Origin of the sequence: Actinomadura luzonensis, from assembly GCF_022664455.2 — a bacterium.
Classification (GTDB): Bacteria; Actinomycetota; Actinomycetes; order Streptosporangiales; family Streptosporangiaceae; genus Nonomuraea; species Nonomuraea luzonensis.
The window spans coordinates 211,427-234,030 of record NZ_JAKRKC020000001.1; the positions used below are offsets into that span (position 1 = coordinate 211,427).

Sequence of the window (22,604 nt, forward strand, 5' to 3'; positions counted from 1 at the left end):
GCTGTGAAGGATCGCGGAGTGGCCGCCCTCATGTCACATCGATCTTCCTGAACAGGCACCAAGGTGACGAACGGGTTCAAACCCGTACACCACTCCCGTGGACGCTAACCTCCCTGAGAATGGACGACGCCACCATCGACGGACATGGCGACAGAGGATTCCTCGCCGACAACATTCAGGTGGCAGGACGACTGTGGGCCCAAGACCTAGTGATCAAGGGAACCTTCCAAATCCACAACGGCGAGGTATCCGGCTCGATCAGCCTGTGGGGCGCCACCTTTCACACCCCAGACGGTCACGCGCTCCGCCTCGGTGGCCTGCGCTGCCGTGGCGGACTTTTCTGCAGCGACGGTTTTCGAGCCGTCGGCGCCATCAGGGCCATCGGAGTGGAGCTGTCCCATCTCACGCTGCGGAACGCGACCCTCACCTCATCCACGGATCTGGCACTCGACCTGACGGACGCACGGATCGCCCGGCTGGACGCCGCGGAGAACCTACGAGTCACCGGGGTGCTCTGCCTACGCAACGCCCGAATATCGGGTACCGCAGACCTGACCGGCGCCGTTCTGGACGCAGGCGTAGATCACACCGCGATCGACGCTGTGGCCCTTGAAGTCGGCGACTCCCTGGTGCTGTCGCGGGTGCACGCGACCGGAGGACTCGACCTTCTCACCGCCCGCATCTACCTACACGACACCAAAGTGTCCGCCCGCGGGAAGCAGATCGCCTTCCGCGGCTCCCGTATCAAGGTCGGAGCCGACCTGTTCGCCAAGCACACCGTCATCGACGGCGAAGCTCGTCTCAGCGGTGCCCACATCGGCAACAACGTCCTGTTCAGCCACAGTGTCCTGCGCAACAGCACAGGCTCGGCGTTGCATGCCGAAGGGCTTCAAGCCCGCTGCCTGGATCTCCTGTTCGCCGAGCAGCCGCAAGGCGCGATAAATCTCCAGCACGCCCGAGTGAATGTGCTTCGTGACAACCCGATGACCTGGCCGACCCTACTGAAACTCAACGGCTTCGCCTACGACACGCTTCACAGGAAAGCGCCACGGTTGAGAAACGGCTGGCCTGGCTCGCCCGCAACGAAGGCCCGTTCCAACCCCAACCGTTCGAACAGCTGGCCGCCTATTACACGAGTATCGGCAACGACGCCGACGCCCGCCGCGTACTGCTGCGAAAAGAGCGGAAGTACCGCGCCGCCCAACCCGCCGCCAGTCGCATCTGGAGCTATGCCCAGGACGTGACCGTGGGATACGGCTACCAACCCTGGCGGGCGGTGACCTGGCTCCTGGTCCTCCTCATCGGGGGCAGCGCGACCTACAGGCTGGCCCCTCCGGCAGTGTTCAACCCCACAGAGGCTCCCCCATTCAATGCCATCGTCTACACACTGGACTTGCTCCTGCCCATCGGCGATCTGGGCCAGCAGCACGCATTCAATCCCACCGGAGCAGGCCAGTGGCTGTCCTACCTGCTCATAGCAGCCGGCTGGGTGCTCGTCACTACCATCGCCGCCGGCGTAGCACGTGTCCTCAGCCGCAAGTGAGCCCACCTACCCATCTCGTCCGACGGTGCAGGGGCGCGAATACTCGACTCATAGGGTGACCTGCAGCTCTAGGCAGACGCGCGCAACCCCACCGGCTGAGCGGTCGCTCAAAACGACTTGTGCAGTTGCTCAATTCGGCTGAGCGACTGCACAACGCAGCCCTGGCGCTCTCCCATCGGCCGTGCCGCAACTCGCGGTGTCGGCTCTGCCGTTCCCGGCTATCGCGGTGCGTCCGCTTGCGTGGTCGACCCCGCCAAGGGTTCAAAGATGTGGCTTCGCCGGGGTTGGAGGGGTGCCATGCCCAACCTATTCTCATACTGTAGTTGCATGAATGCTTTCTGTGAGCAGCACTCATGATCTGCAGGCTCACAGGGGGGAGGCGGCCGAATGGCGACCACGTCCCGAAGACGCCTTGCTTCCTGCGATCTGGATAGGTGGCACAGGCCGAATCAATCACTGAACGCGAAACTCCCATACAATCGGCACGGCGGGCATTACCTTCTTTCTTGGACAAAGAGCACGATTCGCGCAGGATTGATTAGCGTGGATGTCGCATCTGGTGCGGGCAAATGTCCGAAGGGGGAGGTTGGGGCCTGCCCGCGGTTGTATGGTTTGAGGGCACTTCCACCATGCGAGGAGGGCCCTATGCCGGGCAGAAAAGATCCAGCGAAGCGGACAGGTGGCAAACGATTTACCAGAAGTGGCATATTCCGGTACGGGTTGCCGTTCTTGTTGACCGTGGTGACGGCGGTTTGCACCGCTATGGCGACCTTGAGTGCGATACCAATCCGGGTCTATTGGACGCTCGGCATCGTCGCGGCCATCGCCGCCAACGCCTTCATCAATCTGTACAAGGAGCGCGCTGCGGAGGACGCCAAGAGACTTGCCATCACGGCGAAGGCCAGTCTTGTGGACGTGCTGTTAAACCAATGGCAACCGGTGATCACGGCTGTCCAGAACGTTGCCGCTGCCGAATCACTGACCCGCAAGGAGCAAGCGCTCAGCGGACTGAGGCAAGTGACTGTCGGCTTAGCGAGCAAGATTTTTTCAGAGAACTCTGACAAGTCTTTCAAGACTCGCGCCACTCTGTACCTCTTTGATAATGACCAGCACGAACTCCTACGGGACAGCTGCCAGGGAAGACCGAGTGATGGTATGCCGCCGAGCAAAATCTCTCCTGACCGTAACGGCAGGCCTCCCTCTCTCGTGAAGAAGGACATAGCAGCGATAGAGATCGCGCTCGGTGAGAACGCCGTCCTCATCAACTCGGTGACCGAGCACGAGATCACCAGGGACAACACCGAAGGATACCGGTCATGCGTGGTTGTTCCCGTCCAAGCAAACGGCGCGAAGTTCGGCCTCTTCATCGTCGACTCCGATCAGGAGTCGTCCTTCAGCGACGAAGACAAAGGTCTCGTCATCATGATGGCGCATCTGCTGGCGGCAGGCCTAGCCGATGTGCGCACCTACCGATCGATCGCCGCGGGCTCCCCGAAGGGGGGTACCAATAGCGCTCTCGCTCCTTCCCTAAACAACTCCGTCCCCACGACTCGGGACGGCGACGAGTCAACCACGCCCATCGGCAAAACCAGCCAGGAGTAGCCAATGGCATTATCGCGTGATCGGAGCAGCCAAGACACGCAGTCCGACGATGCCGCTCCCCGTCGGCCGGCCGCAAGCATCACACCCATGCTCACCGAAGAGGTGAAAGAGTTGGTAGCGGGCAAGATTGACGTCGACCGTTATCTGGAGGAGGCAAATCTTCACGCCCGCGAACGGGCAGAACGAGAGATTGATGCCAGTTACACCAGACACGTCGCCCCGGTAACTCGCTGGCTCGCTTACTTCCTCATAATGACGGCGTTCCTGTACAGCATGATGGGGACGTATTTCCTGATAGAAGGGCCAGTCGCGCTCGGATTGGTGGCCATCATCACGGCGCTGCCCTTCGCTGGAGGCGTTTGGCTCTCAGGGCGACGCAGATAACGCTGTCTCGATGTGGCGACCGCACCGCACCCGGTACGCCGCACCGTCGGCACCTTCGCGGAACAGCCGCTCCGCCTTGCCGACCGTGGCGCCACTCGTGCCCGACGAGTTGATGCGCCAACCCCTCACCTCGACGCTTCTCGATCATCCTCCCTGCCAAAATGGACAGAGGTAGCAAACGGGCACAAAACCCTGTGCTGAGGGCGGGGAAGGAGACATCTCTTCGTGGGAGCAAGCGAACAGGATCCCGAGATCCCTGACCCACGAGTACGCGAGCGGACCACGGCCCGCCGCTATACCGCCGCCTACAAGGCCCGGATCCTGGAGGAGTACGACCAGCTGGACAAGGCCGGCAAGGGTGCGTTGATGCGCAGGGAAGGCCTGTACTCCTCGTTGATCTCCAGTTGGCGGACCGCGCGGGACCACGGCGCGGAGCAGGCGCTGGCTCGCCCGGTCGGCCGCCCGAAGGCCGACCCGCGGGACAAGAAGATCGACGCGCTGCAGGCGGAGGTCGAGCGGCTGCGCGCCGAGCTCGGCAAGACCCGCCAGGTGATCGAGGTGCAGGGAAAGCTCTTCGCGCTGCTGGATCAGCTCGCCACCAGCAGCGAGACGCCGCCCCGCGTTACCGCAGGTCAAGAGCCCTCTTCTGCTGCTTGAGTGAAGCGCGCCCTGCAGGATTCGAACCTGCGACCGTCGGATTAGAAGCAAGATCCTTTAGTGTCGCGGGGTGTCATTTAAGGATAGCTCGTACCCCTTCCGCGCACATTGCGTGTCAGGCAGTGCCGGGCCCTGACGACACGTGACGGGGCGTACGAGCACGCACCGAGCACGGCGAACACCCTATTCGATCGTTGCATAGTGGCTTGTCCGATCGAGTTCCGTACACAGAGCACGGGACCAAGACGTAGAGACGGTAGGCACTGTGCTCGATACGCGCTCCAACCTGCTGAACGACTCGTCAGGTGGCCCGTTGAGCAGAAGCGTAGCTTGCAACCTGCCCGGAGACGCACTCCGGCTTCACCAACAGTGAGCACACCAGTATCACCGACCCGGACGAATCATCGACCTGAACATACGCTGACGAGACCGGCTCGGCGGCGTCCTCCACGAGTACTTACATGCCGCTTGACCAGTATGGATGGAATTTTCGGCAGGCGCGGCGGCTATGGCCAGCGCCTCCAAGGCCGCCCGTACGCATTCGCCTGCCGGCTCCACCCGGTTCACATCCCGCACCGCGGAGATCACATGGGTGGAGTCGGTGCGCTGCTTGCCGCCCGCCGCCAGCAGGCCGCGCTCCTGCAGCGCCGACAGCAGCAGATCCAGCGGCTTCTCCTCCAACTCGTAGGCGATCACCCGAAAGCGGAACTCACTCAGCACGCTGGCATCGAAGCCGGGATCGTCCAGGCTTAGGCCGTGCGCGTACTTCCAGGTCAGATCGGTGGCCACCGCCTCAGCGGCCTGCCGGTCGGTGAGGTTGCCCACCCGCTGCGGCACCGTGATCAACGCCAGGCGTCCCGGCGACCAGCCCGGCCTGCTCTCCCGCCCGAGGGCTCCTGCGAACGCCTCATCGGCGACACCTCGCCCAGCTCATCACGCACCCGCACCGGTAACGGCACCTGCCGCTTGCCTCGGTAGATGTCCCGGATCGCCGCGGCGACCTCGGGCTCCGGCTCCGGCCACGGCATCGGCCGCATCGACATCGCCGCAGCCAGGACAAAGACAACGACGGTGGCTGCTGACACAACGGGCATGATCAAAAAAAGACACCATCACACCACGAACCAGAGCCGCAATCCGAGTTAACCAGCAGAGTCGCACAGGTCACAGGCGGTCGCCGCGGCCATGGGCATCGAGGCCACCGGCGTGCCCGGCGCCGGGGCCGCGGGCGGCGTGGGCTACGCGGGCCTGACCATCCTGCGCGGCACGCTCCGTTCCGGCATCGGCCTGCTCCTGGACCTCGTCGGCGACTGGCTCACCTGACCCCGAAGCCACGACAGGACGCTGCTGTGCTGCCAGCGCGGACTCCCGGCACTTCGCCAGGACCGCTGGCTCGCCCTCTCAGGAGGCGGTATACGCCGACGAGTGCACGTACGACCTCGTCGACATGGCCCGCGTGCGAAGCCTCTGAAGTCAGCGCGGGCAACAGGTCGAGTGCCTTTTCCTTGCCGAGTTCGACGCCCCACTGGTCGAAGGAGTCGATGTCCCACAACGCGCCTTGGACGAACATGACGTGCTCGTATAAGGCCACCAGCTGACCAAGCGTGGACGGCGTCAGCCTGGGAGCGAGAATCACGGAAAGCGGCCGGTTACCTGGCACGACCTTGTGCGGAACCAGGGCGGCGGGGACACCCTCTTCGCTGTTCTCCTCGGCGCTCTTGCCGAAGGCGAGTGTCCAGACCTGCGCGAGCATGTTCGCGAAGAGCAGGTCGTGCATGTTCCCCAGGTCGGCATACGGCTCGGCGAAACCGATGAAGTCGGCGGGAATGGTCCTGGTGCCCTGATGCAGAAGCTGGAAGAACGCGTGCTGGCCATTGGTCCCGGGTTCGCCCCAGAAGACCTCCCCCGTGTTCAGTCTCACCGGTGTGCCGTCGCCCCGCACGGACTTGCCGTTCGACTCCATCATGAGCTGCTGCAGGTATGCGGGCAACCTGTGCAGACGCCGGCTGTACGGCAGGATCGCACGGGTCTGCGCGTCGAAGAAGTTCGTGTACCAGATGCCGAGCAGGCCCATGAGCACCGGCATGTTCTGCCGAAACGGCGCAGTACGGAAATGCTCGTCGATCGTGTGGAACCCGTTCAGCAGCTCGTGAAATCGCTCGGCGCCGATGGCCGTCATCAAGGAGAGGCCGACGGAGCCGCAGAACGAGAGTCGTCCGCCGGCCCAGCTCCATATGCCGAAGACGTTGGCGGGGTCGATGCCGAATCGTTCGGCCTTCGCCACGTTCGTCGAGGCGGCCACGAAGTGCCGCGAGACCGCCGCCTCGCCCAACGCGTTCGTCAGCCATTTCCTGGCGGCGGTGGCGTTGGCCACGGTCTCCAGCGTGTCGAAGCTCTTGGAACTGATGACGAAGAGCGTGGCCGCCGGATCCAGCCCCGCCAAGGCGTTACGCAGGTCTGCCGGGTCGACATTGGACACGAATTGGACGTCGATCCCCGCGTCGGCGTAATCGCGCAAAGCCTCGTAGGCCATGGCGGGTCCCAGGTCGGAGCCGCCGATCCCGATGTTGACGACGGTCGCGACAGGTTCGCCCGTCGCGCCTCGCCACTGCTTCGTCCGCACCCGGCCGGTGAAGTCGCCCATCCGCCGGAGCACGGCGTGCACGTCGCCCACCACGTCCTGGCCGTCCACGACGAGTTCGGCTCCCGCGGGAAGGCGCAGGGCCACGTGCAACGCGGGCCGATCCTCGGTGAGATTGACACGGTCGCCGTTGAACATGGCGTCGATCCGCTTCCGCAGCCCTGCCTCCTCGGCCAGCCGCACCAGACATTCGACGGTCTCCGCCGTCACCCAATGCTTGGAATAGTCCAGGTACAGGTCTCCTGCCGTCAGGCTCATCCGCTCGGCCCGCCCTGGATCGGCGGCGAACAACTCGCGCAGATGCCGGCCGGTCAGGTCCGCGTGCTGCGCGCGCAACGATTCCCACGCGGGCAGCGCGGTGATATCGCGCAACGCCATGCCATCCCCGTTCTCCTGCTTGCGTGCCCGCTCTTATTTCAAGATCCTGCCAAGGCCGGCACAGGCATTTCAGTGGCCATTACCGCTGGTTGACGCCGGCGAGCATAGCCGCGACACCTGTGCCGGACAAGGCTTGCGTGAATAATGTGCCCCTTGTAAGTTCCGAGTAGTCGCCGGGACAGCCGTATTGCATTTCGAGGGGTCGCCATTGATCAGCGAAGACGCCGCGTTCGTCCCCGGCCGGCTGCTCGCCGAGCAATTCTATGTGGCGGTCGTCCGCCCGATTCTCGCCAAGGGATTTCCCCATCTGTCGCACGCGGCCGCGCTGCTCGGCCGCGGCTCGGACGTGCTCGGCCACGACACGCCACGCTCGATGGATCACGACTGGGGGCCACGGCTTCAGCTCTTCCTTCAGGCCACGGACCAGGGGCACAGGAGAGCCGTCCATGAGTATTTGGCCGACCATCTGCCGAACAGCTTCCGCGGCTTTCCGACGAACTTCGCGGCACGCACCTCGGTCACGCGAAAATTGCGACACACGACCGGGCCGATCGACCATGGCGTAGAAGTGCTGAGCCTGGATGAATGGCTGCGGGAAAGTCTGGGGTTCGATCCCCGGCATGCAGTGGATCTCATCGACTGGCTGGCCACACCGACCCAGCGCCTGGCCGAATTCACCACCGGCAGAGTGTTCCACGACGGGCTCGGCGATCTCACAGCAGCCCGTCAGGCGCTCCTTTGGTATCCCACCGACGTGTGGCGTTACGTGCTGGCCTGCCAATGGACGCGGATCGCCCGGGAGGAGGCCTTCGGCGCCCGGTGCGCGGAGGCGGGCGACGACTTGGGGGCGGCGCTGATCACGGGACGCCTCGTCCGGGAGCTGATGCGCCTCCAGCTGCTGATGCGGCGGCGCTACCCCCCTTACAGCAAATGGCTGGGCAGCGCGGTGCGGGAGTCGCCGGTCGACGAGGTCGCTCTGTCGGCCTGGACGTCCGCCATGGCGGGCCGCTCCTGGGAAGAGAAGGAGGAGCAGCTCAACAAGGCGTACCGGCAGGCGGCCGAGGTGCACAATTCGCTGGGCCTCACGCCGCCGCTGGACCCCGAACCGCGCCCGTTCAACGATCGGCCGTATGCGATCCTCGTGGCCGGGCGGTTCGCCGACGCGCTCGTCGCCGGCATCGACGACGTCCGGATCCGCCGGCTGCCGCCGCTGGGCGCCATTGACCAGTTCACCGATTGCCGGGACGTCAACACCGACCTCGCCACCGCCCGTCGCATCACGCGCGCGGCATTGGAACTGTAACGGCGGCCGGGGCCGCGAAAAAGGCGTTTCCTTGACATCGTCGCGCACCTTCTGGTCTCATGACGTGGCGCGAATCACGGACCACCTGAATATGTCGGTCGCTCCGTTGTCGCCGTTTTCGCATGCGCACGCCTCCCAGAGGCGTGCGTTTCGTTTTCCACGTGTCCGCCCAATGGCCGCATTTAGACGATCTTGACAATGAGAATCACCTGTGGCGAGATTGGCGATGCGCCGCGCACTTAGCACGACGCCGACCATCCGATATCACTCGCGAATTACCGCGCCTCGACCAACAGGCTTTCTCGTATTCGGAGGAGAAATTGTCACGTCGACGTGAGGACGTTTCGTGGCGTCCGGGCTGAGTTCTCGTGCGGGCAGTGCCGCACGTCAGCGGAACGGCTCGGCGGGGCCGTGTCGCGTGCTGCCTCGCCTGGCTGACGCCGTCATGACCGGCAAGCCGCCCGCGACCGTACGCCAATGGCTGGACGCGGCCCGGTCGGCACGTGAACTGGTCCCGGACGGGTGCGGCGCGCTGGTGCCGGCGACGGCATGGGATTGGCAACCTGCCGCCCGTCATTGGGAAGGCTGGAGCAAAGTCGGCTTCATCCCCTTCCGAGGTAAGCCCGTTGTCCTCTCTTCCGCACGGCGGCGAGCGCTCGCCGCGGTCTTCGAGGCTCTCGACGATCTGCCGGAACTGCGCTGCGTCCCGAGCCGGCTCGGCCCTGACATGCTCTTCACTCTGTATCTTCCCGACGCGACCGATCTCCGGGAGCTGATGAGCGAAAGGCCGGCCGCCGTCCACGACCACGGGCTCGCCTGGCTGGCTCGCGCGGCCACGGTGGACACCGTTCTTCGCGCGGCCCTGAAAGAAGCCGGGGTGACCGCCACGCCGTTTCCCGTCGCGGATCGTTACCGCGACGCGGTCGCTGCGCTCGAACGACTCCTGGGGCCGACCGGCTTGCCGCCCACGCTGCCGCGAGCAGCCCTGTCGTCGGAATCGCTGCTCTTCTGGGACCCGAAGGCGGCCAATTTCATCGTGCCATCGGCGCGGCGTGACGCCTTGGGCGAGCCGGATGGTCCGCTCCCCTACAAAATCGACCTCGATCTGATGTTCTACGAATGCCCGCTGTCGTTGCAGATTCTTCTCGTGTTGTTCGTGTTCCCGGTGGCCTCGTGGCAGGAGGACAACCGCTCGGGGGAATTCGGCGACCTGCTCCTGCTGGCCCATCGAACGGGCGCGCGGCTCGGCGTCACAGGCGAGGCGATCGACGGCATGCTGGTCTACCACCTGGTCCGCAATTTCGTGTCGGCCGCCGCCGACCCGTCGGCCTACGGCATGGCCAAAGCGCGGGCGCTGGCGCCGCTCCTCATCGAGGCATCGGACCGGGCTCTCCTGACAGGTCTCAAGAAGCCGGCCCATGAGCGACTGCGAAAGTGGGTCACGAATGGCGGCTGACGAGGTCCAGATCCCGCAGGCACGGCACATCGCAGACCATCATGCCGCCACCGCGACCGGACCATGGGGCGCCGTCCAGGTCGAGAGGAGCAAGACCGGCCTCCGCGCACACCACGAGCCCCGCCGTGGTGCCCCAGTCCTGGACCACCCGATTCTCCTCTGCCAGCCATTTGACCAGGGCGTGCCGGCTCCCCATCGCCAGCAGGCAGAGTTTGAGCGAGGTGGATTCCATGCGCTCGACCACATAACCCGAGCTCTCCAGGCGGCCCACCACCCGCGCGACCGACGGCCGGCCAAGGTGTTGAACCTTGACCACCACCACGCGCGGGCCGGTGGTCACGCTCCGGTCGAGAAGGCGGTCGTTCTCCCAGGCGCCGTGTCCGGCCAGGGCGGAGAACAGTCTGCGCCGCGCCGGTTCGTAGATCACGCCGATGATCGGGCGTCCGTCCAGCCGGATGGCCACCGTGCTGGCGTACGTCGCGCTTCCCCGCAAATAGCTCGCCGATCCGTCGAGCGGATCGAGGACGAGGCTGAGCCGGCCCTCCCCCTTGATGATTCGGCCGACCCTGTTGAAGTACTCCTCCGCCAGAATCTCGCACGGACCGAACGCGTCACCGATCAACTGCAACATTCGCTGTTCGAGGTGCCACTCGACATCTCGAAGAGCCGACGGATCGGACCTGATCTCATCCTGGCGGCCGGTCAAGGAATCTGCCTCGGCACAGAACCTTCCGAGGAAATCCCCGAACGCTCCGCTGTCGATGGGACTGGGCGCCCTGTCAAGCCATCCCGGTTCCACGGAAACCCCAATCCCCGCCATCAGGTAGCAGGAGGAGTATATGTCTGGCCTTACCGCAGTCGAGAGAATACTGAGCCGTCGGGTCGGCCGGGAGGTGAGAGCCGGCGACCTGGTCGTGTCCCCGGTCGACCTGGTGATGGCCCAGGACGGCAACGCCCCGTTGGCCATTCGGCTGCTGACCGAGGAGTTGCACGCGGACACCACGTTCGACGCCGACAAAGTGGTGCTCGTCATCGACCATTGCGGCCCCAGCCCTAATGACGGCGCCTCGAATCTTCAGCGCATGATGCGGCGATTCTGCGAAGAACAGGGCGCCCGCCTCTTCGACATCGGCTCGGGCATCTCGCACGTGGTGCTCCCCGAGGCGGGATTGGCCGTGCCAGGGACGTTCGTGGTCGGCTCGGACAGCCACTCCGTCGCGTACGGTGCGCTCAACTGCCTCGGCACCGGGATGGGTTCGACCGACATCGCCGCCGCCATGTATTCCGGAAAGACCTGGCTCAGGGTGCCGGCGAGCTACCAGGTGAATCTGACCGGCCGATTGCCCGCGGACACGGCGCCCAAGGACCTGGCACTCGAACTCATTCGCAGGGTCGGTGTGGCTGGCGCCACCTACATGTGCCTCGAAATCGGCGGCCCGGGATTGGCGAGTCTCAGCGTCGACGCGCGCCTGACCATTTGCAGCATGGCCATCGAAATGGGCGCGAAAACCGCGCTGATGCCTTGCGACGAACTGGTCCGAGATTACCTGTCGAGCCGTTCTCTCCCGGCCGGTGCGCCGCAGTGGGCCGATTCGGACGCGTCCTATGAGAAGACCATCGACATCGACCTCTCCGAGGTAGGCCCCCTTGTGGCTCTGCCGCACGACCTCACGCGCATCGTCCCCGTAGATTCCCTGAATCTGCCCGTTCAGCAGGCATTTGTCGGCACCTGCACGAACAGCCGCCTTGAGGATCTGCGCGCGGCCGCCGGAATCCTCCGGCAGCGGCGAATTCATCCCAGGGTGCGGATGATCGTCACTCCCGGGTCGCGCGAGGTCTATCTCGAAGCGCTCCGCGAGGGCGTCATCGAGACGTTCGTCCAGGCGGGCGCGGTCGTCACTCCACCCGGTTGCGGGCCATGCGTGGGCACCCACATGGGCATCCCGGCGGACGACGAGACGGTGATCTCCACCGCCAACCGAAACTTCCGCGGGCGCATGGGCAACCGGAACGCGTCCATCGTTCTCGGCTCACCCGAGACCGTCGCCGCCTCGGCGGTCCTCGGCCGGGTCGCGAGCGCGGGGAGCCTGTCATGAGCGATGGCACGCTGCGGGGACACGCGCACGTCTTTCCCGCAAACGTGAACACCGACGACATCATCGCCGGCAAGTACAAACACCGCACCATCGACCTCGACGAACTTCTCCCGCACGTCATGGAGAACATCCGGCCGGGCTTCGTCGACCAGGTCAAGCCCGGTGACTTCGTCATCGCCGGACACAACTTCGGCTGTGGGTCATCGCGAGAACAGGCGCCCGCGCTGCTGCGTCACCTCGGGCTGTCCGCCGTGGTGGCGCCGTCCTTCGCCCGGATCTTCTTCCGCAACGCCATCAACATCGGGCTGCGGTTGATCGAGGGACCCACGGACGGCATCGAAGCGGGCGACGCCCTCGAATTCGACCCCGGTCGCTCCGTGCTCCGCGCGACGAACAAGGACTGGTCGATGAGCACGCCGAACCTGCCTCCTGAGCTTCAGCAGCTCATCGAAGCCGGAGGACTGCTCGCCCACGTGAAGGCGGGCGGGTTCAGATGACCGAGCCGCTGGAGATCGCCCGTATCGAGGGAGACGGGGTGGGGCCGGAGCTGGTCGCGGCCGGAACCCGCGTGATCGAGAGTCTCGGGCTGCCCGTGACCTGGGTAGATCTGCCCGCCGGCCACTCAGCGTACGAGGAGTTCGGCACCACCGCTCCACCACACACTCTCGCGGAGCTACGCCGCATCGGCGTGGCCATCAAGGGCCCGTTCCGTACGCCCAACGGCGGCACCGTGCGCAGCGCCAACCACTACATCAGGCACCATCTCGGCCTCTACGCAGCCGTACGCCCGATCGCGGCCGCACCCGGCCGCCCGCCGATCCTCCTGGTGCGCGAACAGCTCGAAGATCTGTACGGCGCCATCGAATGGATGGCGACGCCGGACGTCGCACAGGCGGTGAAAGTGGCCAGCCGGAGCGGCTGTGAACGCATCACCCGTTACGCGTTCGAACTGGCCAGGTCGGAGAAGCGCGAGCACGTGCTGCTCGTCCACAAGGCCAACAATCTCAAACTGACCGAGGGGCTCTTCCTCGACGTCGCCGCGGAGGTCGCCAAGCGGTACCCGGACCTCGGTTTCTCGGACATGCTCGCCGATTCCGCCGCCTCGACGCTCGTCCTGCGGCCGGAGTCGATGGACGTCGTACTGACCTCCCACACCATCGGCGACATCCTCAGCAACGTCGGCGCCGCCGTCGCCGGCAGCCTGGGCCTCGTCGGCAGCTTGAACAGCGGGGAGTCGGCGCACGTGGCCGAGGCCGCGCACGGCGACGCCGCCGAGTTGGCGGGCCAGGACCGGGTCAACCCGGTCGCGTTCATCGAGGGCGTCGCGCTGTTGCTGCGGGCGGTCGGCAGGCGGGAGGAGTTCGCCGTCCTGTCCGACGCACTCGCCGACCTCCGCACGCGCGGCCCGCGCACGCTGGATCTGGGCGGGCGGGCAAGCACCTCCCAGGTCGTCGACGAGCTCTGCGGGTTCGTCTCCGCACGCCGCGAGGCCGCGGCGTGATCCCGGTGCCAACGGTGCGGCTGATCGGACGCACCGCGCTGAAGGACGCGCTGGCGGCCGCGGCCCGGCGCGCGGGTTCGACGCTGGTGCAGGTCGCGTCCGACGCCGATCCGACCCTGGTGGGCGAGGGCGGGAAGGTGCGGATCAGTTCCGATCAGGAGTTGCCCTGGCTGGTCGCCCGCCATGTGCTGACCGTGCTCGTCGAAGCGTGCACAGTGCCTCCGCTACGAGTCGAAGCGGTGGTCCTGGCGCCGGCGGCCGGCCTCTGCGGCCCCGCGTACGCCGGTCCTGTGGACGCGGTCCGGGATCTCGGCGTCCAGGAATTCAGGGCCGGCCCGGCGAGCACGGCCGTCACGGCACGGATGATGACGGTTCAGCACACCCGTTGCTGGGTGTTGTCCTGCATGCTCACCGGCCCCGACGGCATGCCCACCGCGCCCCGTCCGGACCTCGTGAGGTGTCTGCCCGGCGGGCTGTCGCCGGACACGGCCGTGGCCACGCAGTTCCAGCACGATCGCGGGCAGGACCCCTGGTGGCCCGGTCTGGTCACGCTCGGCCCGCCGCATCGGTCCGCCGACGGGGCTCTGCGGCTCCTGCTCCTCGCCACGGAAGGCGAACTCGCCGACGCGTTGATGAGGCCCTTGACCGGGAGGAAGCCATGATCGGCGTGGGCATCGTGGGCATGGGGATCATCGGCAAGCGGGTGGCACACGTCCTCAGCGCTGATCCGGATCTGACTCTGGCCGGGGTCGTCATCCGCAACGCGTCCGGACCGGTGCTCGCCCGGCCCGACCTTCCGTACTACGCGGCCGACCTCGAACGGCTCCACGCGCTTACGGCCGGCGGCGTCGAGGTCCGAGGACTCCAGACGGACCTGCTCGCCCGATGCGACGTGATCATGGACTGCGGTCCGTCTCGTACCGGAGCGGGCAGAAGTGAGCATTACCGGGCGGCCGGGGTGCGGTCGTTGTTCTGCGGCGGCGAACGGTCGGTGGAGCTAGGTCCGCTCGTGCATCCCGCGCTGAACTTCGACGCGGCCGTGGGGGCTTCGAGTTGCCGGCTGACGAGCTGCAACACGACCGCGCTCGGTCGCTTCGTCTCGGCGCTCGGCGCCACCGCGATCGACGAACTGGACGGGGTCGTGCTCCGATGCTGCACCGATACCGACAAGGCCGCCAAGGGGATCGTCAACGGCGCGGTGGTCGGGGCGAATCGCTCGCATCACGCCGACGACCTGCGCGCCATCCTGCCGTACCTGACCGCCACATCGACGGCGGTCACCCTGCCGATGACCGCGGGACATCTGATCCAGGTGCGGATTCGGTCGTCCGCGCTCCCCGCCGAGATCGTCGAGCGGCTGGCCGCCAACCCGCGCATCGCGGTCTTGGCACCCGGCCGGCCGTTGGACACGGCCCGGTTGAAGCAATCGGCGTTCACCGCCGGCAGACCTTGGGGCAACCGGTACGAGCTGGTCGTACGGCCTTCGGAGGACGATCCGTCCGTCTTCTGGCTCTCGCTCGACAACGAGGCGATCACCGTGCCAGAAGCCCTGGACGTGCTCCGGGCGATGACGCTCGGCTCCTCCGGGGAGACCGCCGTGCGGACCACGGACGAGTCCCTGGGACTGTCGGCGAAGGCGGCCGCCGAGGCCCTCCTCTGCTGAGGGTCCCGGACACCGGCAAGACGATCCATCTACAGGAGGAAATGTGCACGCCTGGCCCGCCCCTGACCTTCCTCGGCTGCCTGGCCGAGGACCGCGGCTGAAGCTCTACGACACCGCCTCCGGCACCGTCCGGCGGACGCGGCAGGACCAGGTGGCCCGCATGTACGTGTGCGGGGTGACCCCCTACGACTCCACCCACCTGGGCCACGCGGCCACGTACCTGACGTTCGACCTGATCGCCAGAGTGCTTCAGGACGGCGGCCGCGAGGTGGACTACGTGCAGAACGTCACCGACGTGGACGACCCGCTCCTCGAACGCGCCGCGGCGACGAACGAGGACTGGCGCGCGCTGGCCGATCGGGAGATCGAGCGATTCCGGACCGACATGACGTGGTTACGGGCGATCCCGCCACGGCGCTTCGTCGGCGCGGTGGAGGCCATCGCCGAGATCGCGGCCGTCGTCGAGAAGCTACGCGATGACGGATGCGTGTACGAGCTCGGCGACGACCTGTACTACTCCGTCGACGCCGATCCGGAGTTCGGCCGGATCAGCGGCTACGACGAAGAGACGATGCTGGCCTGCGCCAGAGAGCGCGGGGGCGACCCCGATCGCCAGGGCAAGCGCAATCCGCTCGACCCGCTGCTCTGGCGGGCCGAGCGGCCGGGTGAGCCCGCGTGGGCGAGCCGCGTCGGGCGCGGACGCCCGGGCTGGCACATCGAGTGCACCACAATCGCATTGAACTCCCTAGGCCCCGACTTCGACATCCAGGGAGGCGGCAAGGACCTGGTCTTCCCGCATCACGAGTGCTCCGCCTCGCACGCCCGCCGGGTGAGCGGGCTGACGCGATTCGCCGAGCACTACGTGCATCCGGGCTCTATCGGGCTTGAGGGCGTCAAGATGAGCAAATCGCTGGGCAATCTTGTCTTCGTCCATCGGCTTCGCACCGAAGGAGCCGATGGCGCCGCGATCCGAGTCGCCCTGTTCGCCCACCATTATCGCGCGGACCGCGATTGGCGCCATGACAGCCTGGATCAGGCGCAGGCGACCGTGACCCGTTGGCGCCAGGCGCTCGGCCTGCGCGCGGGCCCGCCGGCCGCGCCGCTGCTTGCCGAGGTCCGCGATCGGTTGAGCGACGACCTGGACACCCCTGCCGTGTTGCGGGCCGTGAACCGCTGGACCGACGAGGCGTTGGACGAGGGCGGCGAAGATCGCGATGCTCCCCACCTCGTCAGGAAGACCCTGGACGCGCTGCTCGGCCTCGCCTGAGGCCGTCGCCCGACATCCCCGCAAGAGAAATCCTTCAAGAGGAGGACGCTTTGAAAGAGGAGCAGTCAGCCGCCGGCCGGAAGCTCGTCTCGTTGCCCACGGAGAACATCTTCCCCGTGCTTCGCGCGGTTCTCGACGACTACGTCGCCCGGCTGGCGGAGAAACCGGAGGTGGCCGGGGTCGTCATTCTGGGCGGCCTCGCCAGGACCGGCAGCCGCCGATTCGTCGACCGGACCTCCGATCTCGATGTCTCCTGCTTCCTGTCGTTACCGGTGCCCCCAGAACTGCTTCGCCTGCACATCCGGGACTTCCTCGTTCACGTGCAGCCGTACTTGCCCTCCTGGGTGCCCAATTTCAAATTTCTCGTCCCCGGCAGCTTCTCCGGGCTCGACTGGGACGTCCCGCTGAACAATCACCAGCACGTCCTGGAGTACGAGATCCAGGAGCACGTCCAATGGGACTGGCACGCGCTGGAGATGTACGCCAACGGGAGCGAGGTGGTGTACGACCCGACCGGTGACGTCGCCAAACTCATCGCCCAAAAGCTGGAGACCGGCCGGATCGAGCAGCGCGAGGCCGTCATCAGGCTGCTCGCCTTCGGCCGCGTGCTCGCGAAGGACACCGCCGGCCAGTGCGTGGCGCGCGGCCATCACGCCGTCGCCCATGACGTGCTCAACGAGGTGCTGCGGGAGGTGACCACCGCCTGGTACGCGCTCAGCGACCGGTTCGCGCCCTTCGTGAAATGGCGCATCGCCAACCTGCCCTCGCTCGACTGGGCGCCCCCGGACGCGGCCGACCGGTACGCGGAGGCGGTGCGGGTGTCCGCCAACGACGCCGCGGAGGTGCGCCGTCGCCAGGGGATCATCCTGGCCTTCATCGACGAGATCGAGACCCGGTGCCGGGCCACCGATCCTGACTGGCCGCAGGACATCTACTCCTACGCCGTGAACCGGGTCTTCTGGAACCGCCAGCTCCGGGCGCGCACCGTGGCCGACATGCTGCCCGAGGTCGTCGGCCTGCACCAGGACGACAAGATGCGGGTCGAGCGCTGGGACGAGTTCAACTGGCTGCTCCGGAGCGAGAAGGACCTCCGCTCATGACCGCCGGGACGCCACTGCGCATTCGCGTACTGGCGTCGTCCCCGGTGACCTGGCCGGGATCGCCCACGCCCGCCGAGCTCGCGGACCTGCTTTCGTGGCGACGCCCGCCTCCGCCGGCGATGGTCGGCCGCACGTGCTGGATTCCTTTGGCGGAGGGCGCGCTGAAGATCAAGGGAGTCGGGCTCACATCCCGCTCGTCCGCCGGTCTCCGCATCACCCCTCCCGATCCGGTCAACCAGTTCTTCCGGACGTTCGTGCACGTGGGCTTCGACGCGAACGGAGACTGGCGGCTGGTGGACAGCGGACCTGCGCCGATGGGCGGCTGCCGGGTCAGCCGGGCCATGAGCGAGTACGACGCGGCGGTGCGGCTGCGGCGGAAGGGCGTGCCCGCCGTCCTGCCGGTCGGGGCCTGGGAATATCCCGACCTCCACTTCGCCCCCACGGACGAGAACCTGGGCGTCGCCGTGACGCTCTCGCCCCACGCCAGCCCTTGGCGGTGCGACATCCTGCTCCGCCCTCCGGACGACGGTCCGCCGGGCCGGCGACGCGTCTATGACAAGCTCGTCAGGGAGGCCACCCCCAGCGAACGCCTGGCGAGTCTGGCGCTCGAGTTCGGCGCACGGTTGCGCGGTCTGCACGAGGTCGGTCTCCACCGGTACTCGGGCGGGCCGGCCAACTGGGGCTACGACCCGGAGCGCGACGACACCTACCTCGTCGATCTGGACTCCTGCCGTCCGCTGGAGCAGAGCGCGGAGCCGGCGCGGGCGCTGGAATGCCTGCGTGACCTGGCGAGTTGCGCCTTCAACATGGCCGCGCACGCGATGGGGAACCGCGCGACCTTCAGGTGGCGGCCCGAGGAGCTGGCGGCGGGCGAGCCGTTCCACAGCCTTTACCAGGGATATTTCCCGGAGTGCGCCCCGAACGAGATCGCCCGCGCCGTCCGGCCGTTCGCCGCGTACTACACGGACCTCTACCTGCGCCACGTCGAGACCGACGCGAGCATCTGGATGGACCGCCGCGTGGGCTACGTCGCCCTCATCATGGGCGCCCTCCCCCTGTACACGCGCGTCGCCGCGGGGAGCGGCGAGCTGCCGGCCCCGCTCCCCGTGGACATGGTCTGGCGGGCGGCCGAACCGTTCCTGGGCGCGGTGGGGCGGCGCAGGATCGAGGGTCTGCCCGGAATCGCCGAGACACACATCGCGTCATCCGCACTCACTATGAAGAGGTAAAGGTGCCTGTTCCCCCCAAAACCAGCAAGCCGGCCTTCGAGACGCGGCAGATCCATGTGGGCGCCGAACCCGACCCGGGAACCGGCGCCAGGCAGGTGCCGTTGTTCCAGGGCAACGCCTTCATGTTCGGCAGCTACGACCGGGCGGCGCGGCTCTTCGCGCTCGACGAACTCGGCCCGATCTACACGAGGATGGGCAATCCCACGGTCGACGTGTTCGAACGGCGGATCGCCGACCTGGAGGGTGGCGTCGCGGCCGTCGCGATGGCCAGCGGTCAGGCGGCCGAGACACTCGCGATCATGAACCTCGCGGTGGCCGGCGACCACGTCGTCTCCTCTCCCTGCCTGTACGGCGGAAGCTACAACAACCTGAACAGGACGCTGCGGGACTTCGGGATCAACGTGACGTTCGTCGAGGATCCCGATGACCTGGACCAGTGGAAGGCGGCCATCCGTCCCGAGACCAAGCTGTTGTTCGCGGAGTCGATCGGCAATCCCAAGAACAACATCCTCGACATCAGCGCCGTCGCCGAGATCGCGCACGCTCATGACGTTCCGCTCGTCGTGGACAACACCGCCGCCACACCCTACTTGATCCGGCCGTTGGAGCATGGGGCGGACATCGTGGTGCATTCCGCCTCGAAGTTCCTAGGCGGCCACGGCGTGGTCATCGGCGGCGTCGTGGTGGACGGCGGGACCTTCGACTTCGCGGCCGCCGGCGACCGTTTTCCTGGCCTCACCGAGATCGATCCGAGTTATCGGCTGAGCTATTGGCACAAGTTCGGACCCGGCGCCTACGCCGTACGCATGCGGGCGCATCTGCTACGCGATCTCGGGCCGTCCATGGCGCCGTTCACTGCGTGGCTCATTCTGCAGGGCATGGAGACGCTGAGCCTGCGCATGGAGCGGCACGTCCACAACGCGCAGCGTGTGGCCGAGTGGCTCGAGCGCCATCCGGGCGTGGAGCGCGTGAACTACCCTGGCCTGCCCTCCAGCCCATGGCACGAGGCGGCCAAGAGATACGCGCCGCTGGGCGCGGGCGCCGTGTTCTGCTTCGTGATCCACGGCGGTCTTGAGGCGGGACGGAGGTTAGTCGACGCGACGTCGATCTTCAGTCACGCCGCCAACATCGGTGACCTGCGCAGCCTCATCCTGCATCCCGCGACCACCACGCATTCGCAGCTCACCGAGGAGGAACGGCTCAGGGCCGACGTGCCACCCGGCCTGGTACGGCTGTCGATCGGGCTGGAGAACGCCGACGACCTCATCGCAGACCTGGACGAGGCGTTCGCCTCCCTGGAGCGATGACGACAGGGCGGCGCCGGATCGTTCCCGGCGCCGCCCCCAACTCCTGGACGAGGTCATTCGAAGGTGAAGGCGCATCCGTATCGCCTGATGCCCCAGTCGACGAGATCGATCCGCCTGGCGGGCTGCCCCATCACCCGGGTGCCGCCATAGCCACCGTCGTCGCAGAAGACCCCCAGGATCGCCTGCCAGTCCTCCATCGTCTTGGTATCGGGATCGACCATCTGGTGAGTCACCGGCACCACGCGTTCCTGAGCGACGTAGTCACCCGTGGCCGCCACTCGCAGGGCCTGCGCCCACTCCTTGTCGTCCATCGCGGCGCCGAGGAAGACGCCCTCGCCCCTTCGCCCTCCCGCGGGCTTCAACACCAGGTGTTCGCGGCGTTCGCGGCATTCCTCGATCGCCGCCCGCCGGTCCTGCTCCGAGACGACGGGGAAGTCGGACCCCAGCAGCCTGGTCCAGGGAACGACTCGCCGCACCAGGGATCGTTCGGCCTCGGTGAGACCCGCCCAGATCGGAGGGTGGTACATCAGGCCGAAGGTCGCCTTGCTCTCGTGCAGCGCGGAATCCATCGGGGTGAACAGCGCGGTACGCCCCTCCTGATGCGCCTGGGTGAGCATCGCCGCCTGCCACCGGTCGCGGGGGTCGGCCAGCAGGTGAGAGGGGAAGAAGTAACGCAGCACGACGTCCACCCGGGTCCGGCCGTGGATCACGATCTTGCCGTGGTCGCTGGTCAGATCGCTCAACTCGCCGATGACGACACGCAGCCCGCGATCCTCCAGCGTGCGCGTCATCACTTCGGCGGTGTATCCGGACCCCGTTTCCTCCACGACCGCGACGACCGGGTCCTCGACACCGACCACCTGCCGGGACACCTCGTGCAGACGATCGATCAGCACGTCGCGCATCTCCACGTAGCGCAGGCTGTGGTCAGTGGCGAAGGCCGCGAACTCCTCCTGCTCCAGGACCGCGCGATTGACCATTCCCGCGGAATAGCCGCCGAGCTCGCTGCCGACGTTCAGCTCGATGATGCGAAAGCCGTCGGAGCTCAGGATCGCGTCGGTCCGCCCGTAGTAATAGTGCTCGCCGACGAGATTCTCGCGGATCACGTCGATCACGGGCTGAGGCTTTCCTTGGGCGGCGAGATAGTCCGTTACATCGCCGCGGTAATGGCCATCGAGCATCGACTCACAGACCAGCAGCAGGGCCTTGGTGTCCGCGCTCACCCCGGCCACCAGCGCATGGGGATAGAACAGCGGCCTGCTCAGCACGATGTCATGCAGGCCAGGGGGGATGCGGGCCGACCTCATGCAGTTGAGCAGAGCTTCGTCCGTCTGGCTGAGCTCCAGGTAGCGCGCTACCAGCTCGATGGTGGAATCCACCCTTCCTCCGTTCGCGGTGTTCGATTCGGCTACTGGGCGATGGCCGCGGCGATGACCTCGGCCGCTTCCAGGCATCGCTCCATGGAGACGTCGCGGTGCGTGACGATGCGGATCAGATCGGGGGCCAGCCGGAAGACACCGACCCCCTGCCGCGCGCACGCACGGTGAACGGCCACCGAGTCACGTACGCGGACCAGCACGATGTTCGTCTCCACCGGCGCGTTGATCATCGGCTGCCGGCCGAGCCGCGTGGCGATGGCCGCCGCCTTGTCGTGATCCTCACGCAGTCTCGCGACGTTGTTCAGCACGGCGAACTCGGCCGCGGCGGCGAGCACACCAGCGCCTCGCCAGCCGCCGCCGAGTTGCTTGCGGACCTGGCGAGCGCGTTCCACTCGCTCGGCGTCGCCGAGCATCAGGGCCCCGACCGGGGCGCCGAGACCTTTGCTGACGGAGACGGTGAGCGTGTCGAACAACGCACCGTAAGCCTTCAGCGAGGTGCCGGTCGCCACGGCCGCGTGCCAGATCCGGGCACCGTCACAGTGCAGCCCGATCCCGTGCTCCCTGGCCAGGAGGGAGAGCTCGGCGAGCACGGGAAGGGGGACGACGGCGCCACCCGATCTGGCGTGCGTGTTCTCCACGATCAACGCGGAGGTGGGCAGCACTCCCCATCCCGCCGGGCGCAGAGCGGCCCGTACCGCGGCGGCGTCCAGCGCTCCGCGCACCGCGTGGATGGTCCTGCTCTGCAGGCCCGCCACCGTCGCGAGCCCGCCGAGGCCGCTGGCCAGGACGTAGCTCTCCTGATCGGCCAGGACCTCGCCACCACGGGGGCACAGGACGGAGACGGCCACCAAGTTGGCCATCGTCCCCGTGGGGAGGAACATCGCGCTGTCCATGCCGAAGAGCTCCGCCACGCGATCTTCCAGAGAGCGGACCGCCTCGTCCTCGCGGTAGGCGTCGTTGCCCACGGGGGCGGCGGCGAGGACCTCGCGCATCCGGTCCGTCGGGGACACGAGCGCGTCCGATCTCAAGTCGATCGCGTGCTGTTCCGCACTCGACACCTGACTCCTCTTCTCGGGGTCTCAACCTGTGGCGGAGCCA

Annotated in this window: 21 protein-coding genes and 2 pseudogenes; 18 read left to right on the forward strand and 5 right to left on the reverse strand. The window is 66.8% G+C overall.

Translation table 11 applies throughout. The features are described 5' to 3' along the window. Positions 1-119: 119 nt before the first annotated feature. The 5 genes from MF672_RS00960 (at position 120) to MF672_RS00980 (ending at position 4,186) form a co-directional block, all read left to right on the forward strand. A complete protein-coding gene (locus MF672_RS00960; RefSeq protein ID WP_242377140.1) occupies positions 120-1,244 on the forward strand; it encodes a hypothetical protein in 1,125 nt (374 codons plus the stop codon). Between the two features lie 32 nt (positions 1,245-1,276). Beyond that, positions 1,277-1,543, forward strand: a complete 267-nt coding sequence (locus MF672_RS00965) for a hypothetical protein (protein WP_247815120.1) — start codon at positions 1,277-1,279, stop codon at positions 1,541-1,543. A gap of 645 nt (positions 1,544-2,188) precedes the next feature. Further along, positions 2,189-3,145: a GAF domain-containing protein gene (locus MF672_RS00970; protein ID WP_242377136.1), complete on the forward strand. Its 957-nt coding sequence runs from the start codon at positions 2,189-2,191 to the stop codon at positions 3,143-3,145. Between the two features lie 87 nt (positions 3,146-3,232). Further along, a complete protein-coding gene (locus tag MF672_RS00975; protein ID WP_242377134.1) occupies positions 3,233-3,529 on the forward strand; it encodes a hypothetical protein in 297 nt (98 codons plus the stop codon). Between the two features lie 225 nt (positions 3,530-3,754). Further along, positions 3,755-4,186 (forward strand): hypothetical protein, encoded by a 432-nt coding sequence (locus tag MF672_RS00980; RefSeq protein ID WP_242377132.1) that lies wholly within the window; start codon positions 3,755-3,757, stop codon positions 4,184-4,186. A gap of 384 nt (positions 4,187-4,570) precedes the next feature. Here MF672_RS00980 and MF672_RS00985 read toward each other — a convergent pair. After that, positions 4,571-5,080, reverse strand: a pseudogene (locus tag MF672_RS00985) (transposase); the annotation flags it as partial. Between the two features lie 84 nt (positions 5,081-5,164). Here MF672_RS00985 and MF672_RS00990 point away from each other — a divergent pair. Both MF672_RS00990 and MF672_RS00995 read left to right on the forward strand, forming a co-directional pair. Continuing rightward, on the forward strand, positions 5,165-5,332 hold the full coding sequence (locus MF672_RS00990; RefSeq protein WP_242377130.1) for a hypothetical protein: 168 nt from the start codon (positions 5,165-5,167) through the stop codon (positions 5,330-5,332). 24 nt (positions 5,333-5,356) lie between these two features. Next, positions 5,357-5,509: pseudogene (locus MF672_RS00995) on the forward strand (glycerate kinase); the annotation flags it as partial. Here the strand turns inward: MF672_RS00995 and pgi are convergent. Beyond that, positions 5,502-7,205, reverse strand: a complete 1,704-nt coding sequence (gene pgi / locus MF672_RS01000; RefSeq protein ID WP_242377125.1) for a glucose-6-phosphate isomerase — start codon at positions 7,203-7,205, stop codon at positions 5,502-5,504. The pseudogene MF672_RS00995 and the gene pgi sit on opposite strands and share 8 nt — an antisense overlap. A 208-nt stretch (positions 7,206-7,413) precedes the next feature. Here pgi and MF672_RS01005 point away from each other — a divergent pair, with 208 nt between their 5' ends. After that, complete coding sequence (locus MF672_RS01005) at positions 7,414-8,508, forward strand: DUF4037 domain-containing protein (RefSeq protein ID WP_242377123.1); 1,095 nt, start codon at positions 7,414-7,416, stop codon at positions 8,506-8,508. 445 nt (positions 8,509-8,953) lie between these two features. Continuing rightward, positions 8,954-9,964: a hypothetical protein gene (locus tag MF672_RS01010; RefSeq protein WP_242377121.1), complete on the forward strand. Its 1,011-nt coding sequence runs from the start codon at positions 8,954-8,956 to the stop codon at positions 9,962-9,964. Here MF672_RS01010 and MF672_RS01015 read toward each other — a convergent pair. After that, entirely contained in the window at positions 9,948-10,670 is a 723-nt protein-coding gene (locus MF672_RS01015; RefSeq protein ID WP_242377119.1) for an inositol monophosphatase family protein, read from the reverse strand. The genes MF672_RS01010 and MF672_RS01015 overlap by 17 nt on opposite strands. Positions 10,671-10,803: 133 nt before the next feature. Here MF672_RS01015 and MF672_RS01020 point away from each other — a divergent pair, with 133 nt between their 5' ends. The 9 genes from MF672_RS01020 (at position 10,804) to MF672_RS01060 (ending at position 20,127) form a co-directional block, all read left to right on the forward strand. Beyond that, the gene (locus MF672_RS01020; RefSeq protein WP_242377117.1) at positions 10,804-12,060 is read left to right on the forward strand and encodes a 3-isopropylmalate dehydratase large subunit; all 1,257 of its coding nucleotides are present in this window, start codon (positions 10,804-10,806) and stop codon (positions 12,058-12,060) included. Continuing rightward, complete coding sequence (locus MF672_RS01025) at positions 12,057-12,557, forward strand: LeuD/DmdB family oxidoreductase small subunit (RefSeq protein ID WP_242377115.1); 501 nt, start codon at positions 12,057-12,059, stop codon at positions 12,555-12,557. Before MF672_RS01020 ends, MF672_RS01025 begins: the two co-directional genes overlap by 4 nt. Then, positions 12,554-13,561, forward strand: coding sequence for an isocitrate/isopropylmalate family dehydrogenase (locus MF672_RS01030; RefSeq protein ID WP_242377113.1), 1,008 nt, complete (start codon positions 12,554-12,556; stop codon positions 13,559-13,561). The genes MF672_RS01025 and MF672_RS01030 overlap by 4 nt, the downstream gene beginning before the upstream one ends. A gap of 14 nt (positions 13,562-13,575) precedes the next feature. Continuing rightward, complete coding sequence (locus tag MF672_RS01035) at positions 13,576-14,223, forward strand: hypothetical protein (protein WP_242377111.1); 648 nt, start codon at positions 13,576-13,578, stop codon at positions 14,221-14,223. Continuing rightward, the gene (locus MF672_RS01040; protein ID WP_242377109.1) at positions 14,220-15,224 is read left to right on the forward strand and encodes a type II glyceraldehyde-3-phosphate dehydrogenase; all 1,005 of its coding nucleotides are present in this window, start codon (positions 14,220-14,222) and stop codon (positions 15,222-15,224) included. Before MF672_RS01035 ends, MF672_RS01040 begins: the two co-directional genes overlap by 4 nt. Positions 15,225-15,267: 43 nt before the next feature. After that, a complete protein-coding gene (gene mshC, locus MF672_RS01045; RefSeq protein WP_242377106.1) occupies positions 15,268-16,491 on the forward strand; it encodes a cysteine--1-D-myo-inosityl 2-amino-2-deoxy-alpha-D-glucopyranoside ligase in 1,224 nt (407 codons plus the stop codon). A 116-nt stretch (positions 16,492-16,607) separates the two neighbouring features. Then, a complete protein-coding gene (locus MF672_RS01050; protein ID WP_242377104.1) occupies positions 16,608-17,591 on the forward strand; it encodes a hypothetical protein in 984 nt (327 codons plus the stop codon). After that, positions 17,588-18,820, forward strand: a complete 1,233-nt coding sequence (locus MF672_RS01055; RefSeq protein WP_242377102.1) for a hypothetical protein — start codon at positions 17,588-17,590, stop codon at positions 18,818-18,820. The genes MF672_RS01050 and MF672_RS01055 overlap by 4 nt, the downstream gene beginning before the upstream one ends. A gap of 2 nt (positions 18,821-18,822) precedes the next feature. Then, on the forward strand, positions 18,823-20,127 hold the full coding sequence (locus MF672_RS01060) for an O-acetylhomoserine aminocarboxypropyltransferase/cysteine synthase family protein (RefSeq protein ID WP_242377100.1): 1,305 nt from the start codon (positions 18,823-18,825) through the stop codon (positions 20,125-20,127). Positions 20,128-20,180: 53 nt separating this feature from the next. On the opposite strand, the gene MF672_RS01065 is transcribed toward MF672_RS01060, so the two are convergent. Together MF672_RS01065 and MF672_RS01070 are read right to left on the reverse strand one after the other, a co-directional pair. Next, positions 20,181-21,506, reverse strand: a complete 1,326-nt coding sequence (locus MF672_RS01065) for a circularly permuted type 2 ATP-grasp protein (RefSeq protein WP_242377097.1) — start codon at positions 21,504-21,506, stop codon at positions 20,181-20,183. 29 nt (positions 21,507-21,535) lie between these two features. Continuing rightward, entirely contained in the window at positions 21,536-22,564 is a 1,029-nt protein-coding gene (locus MF672_RS01070; RefSeq protein ID WP_302893138.1) for a threonine aldolase family protein, read from the reverse strand. Between the last annotated feature and the right edge of the window lie 40 nt (positions 22,565-22,604).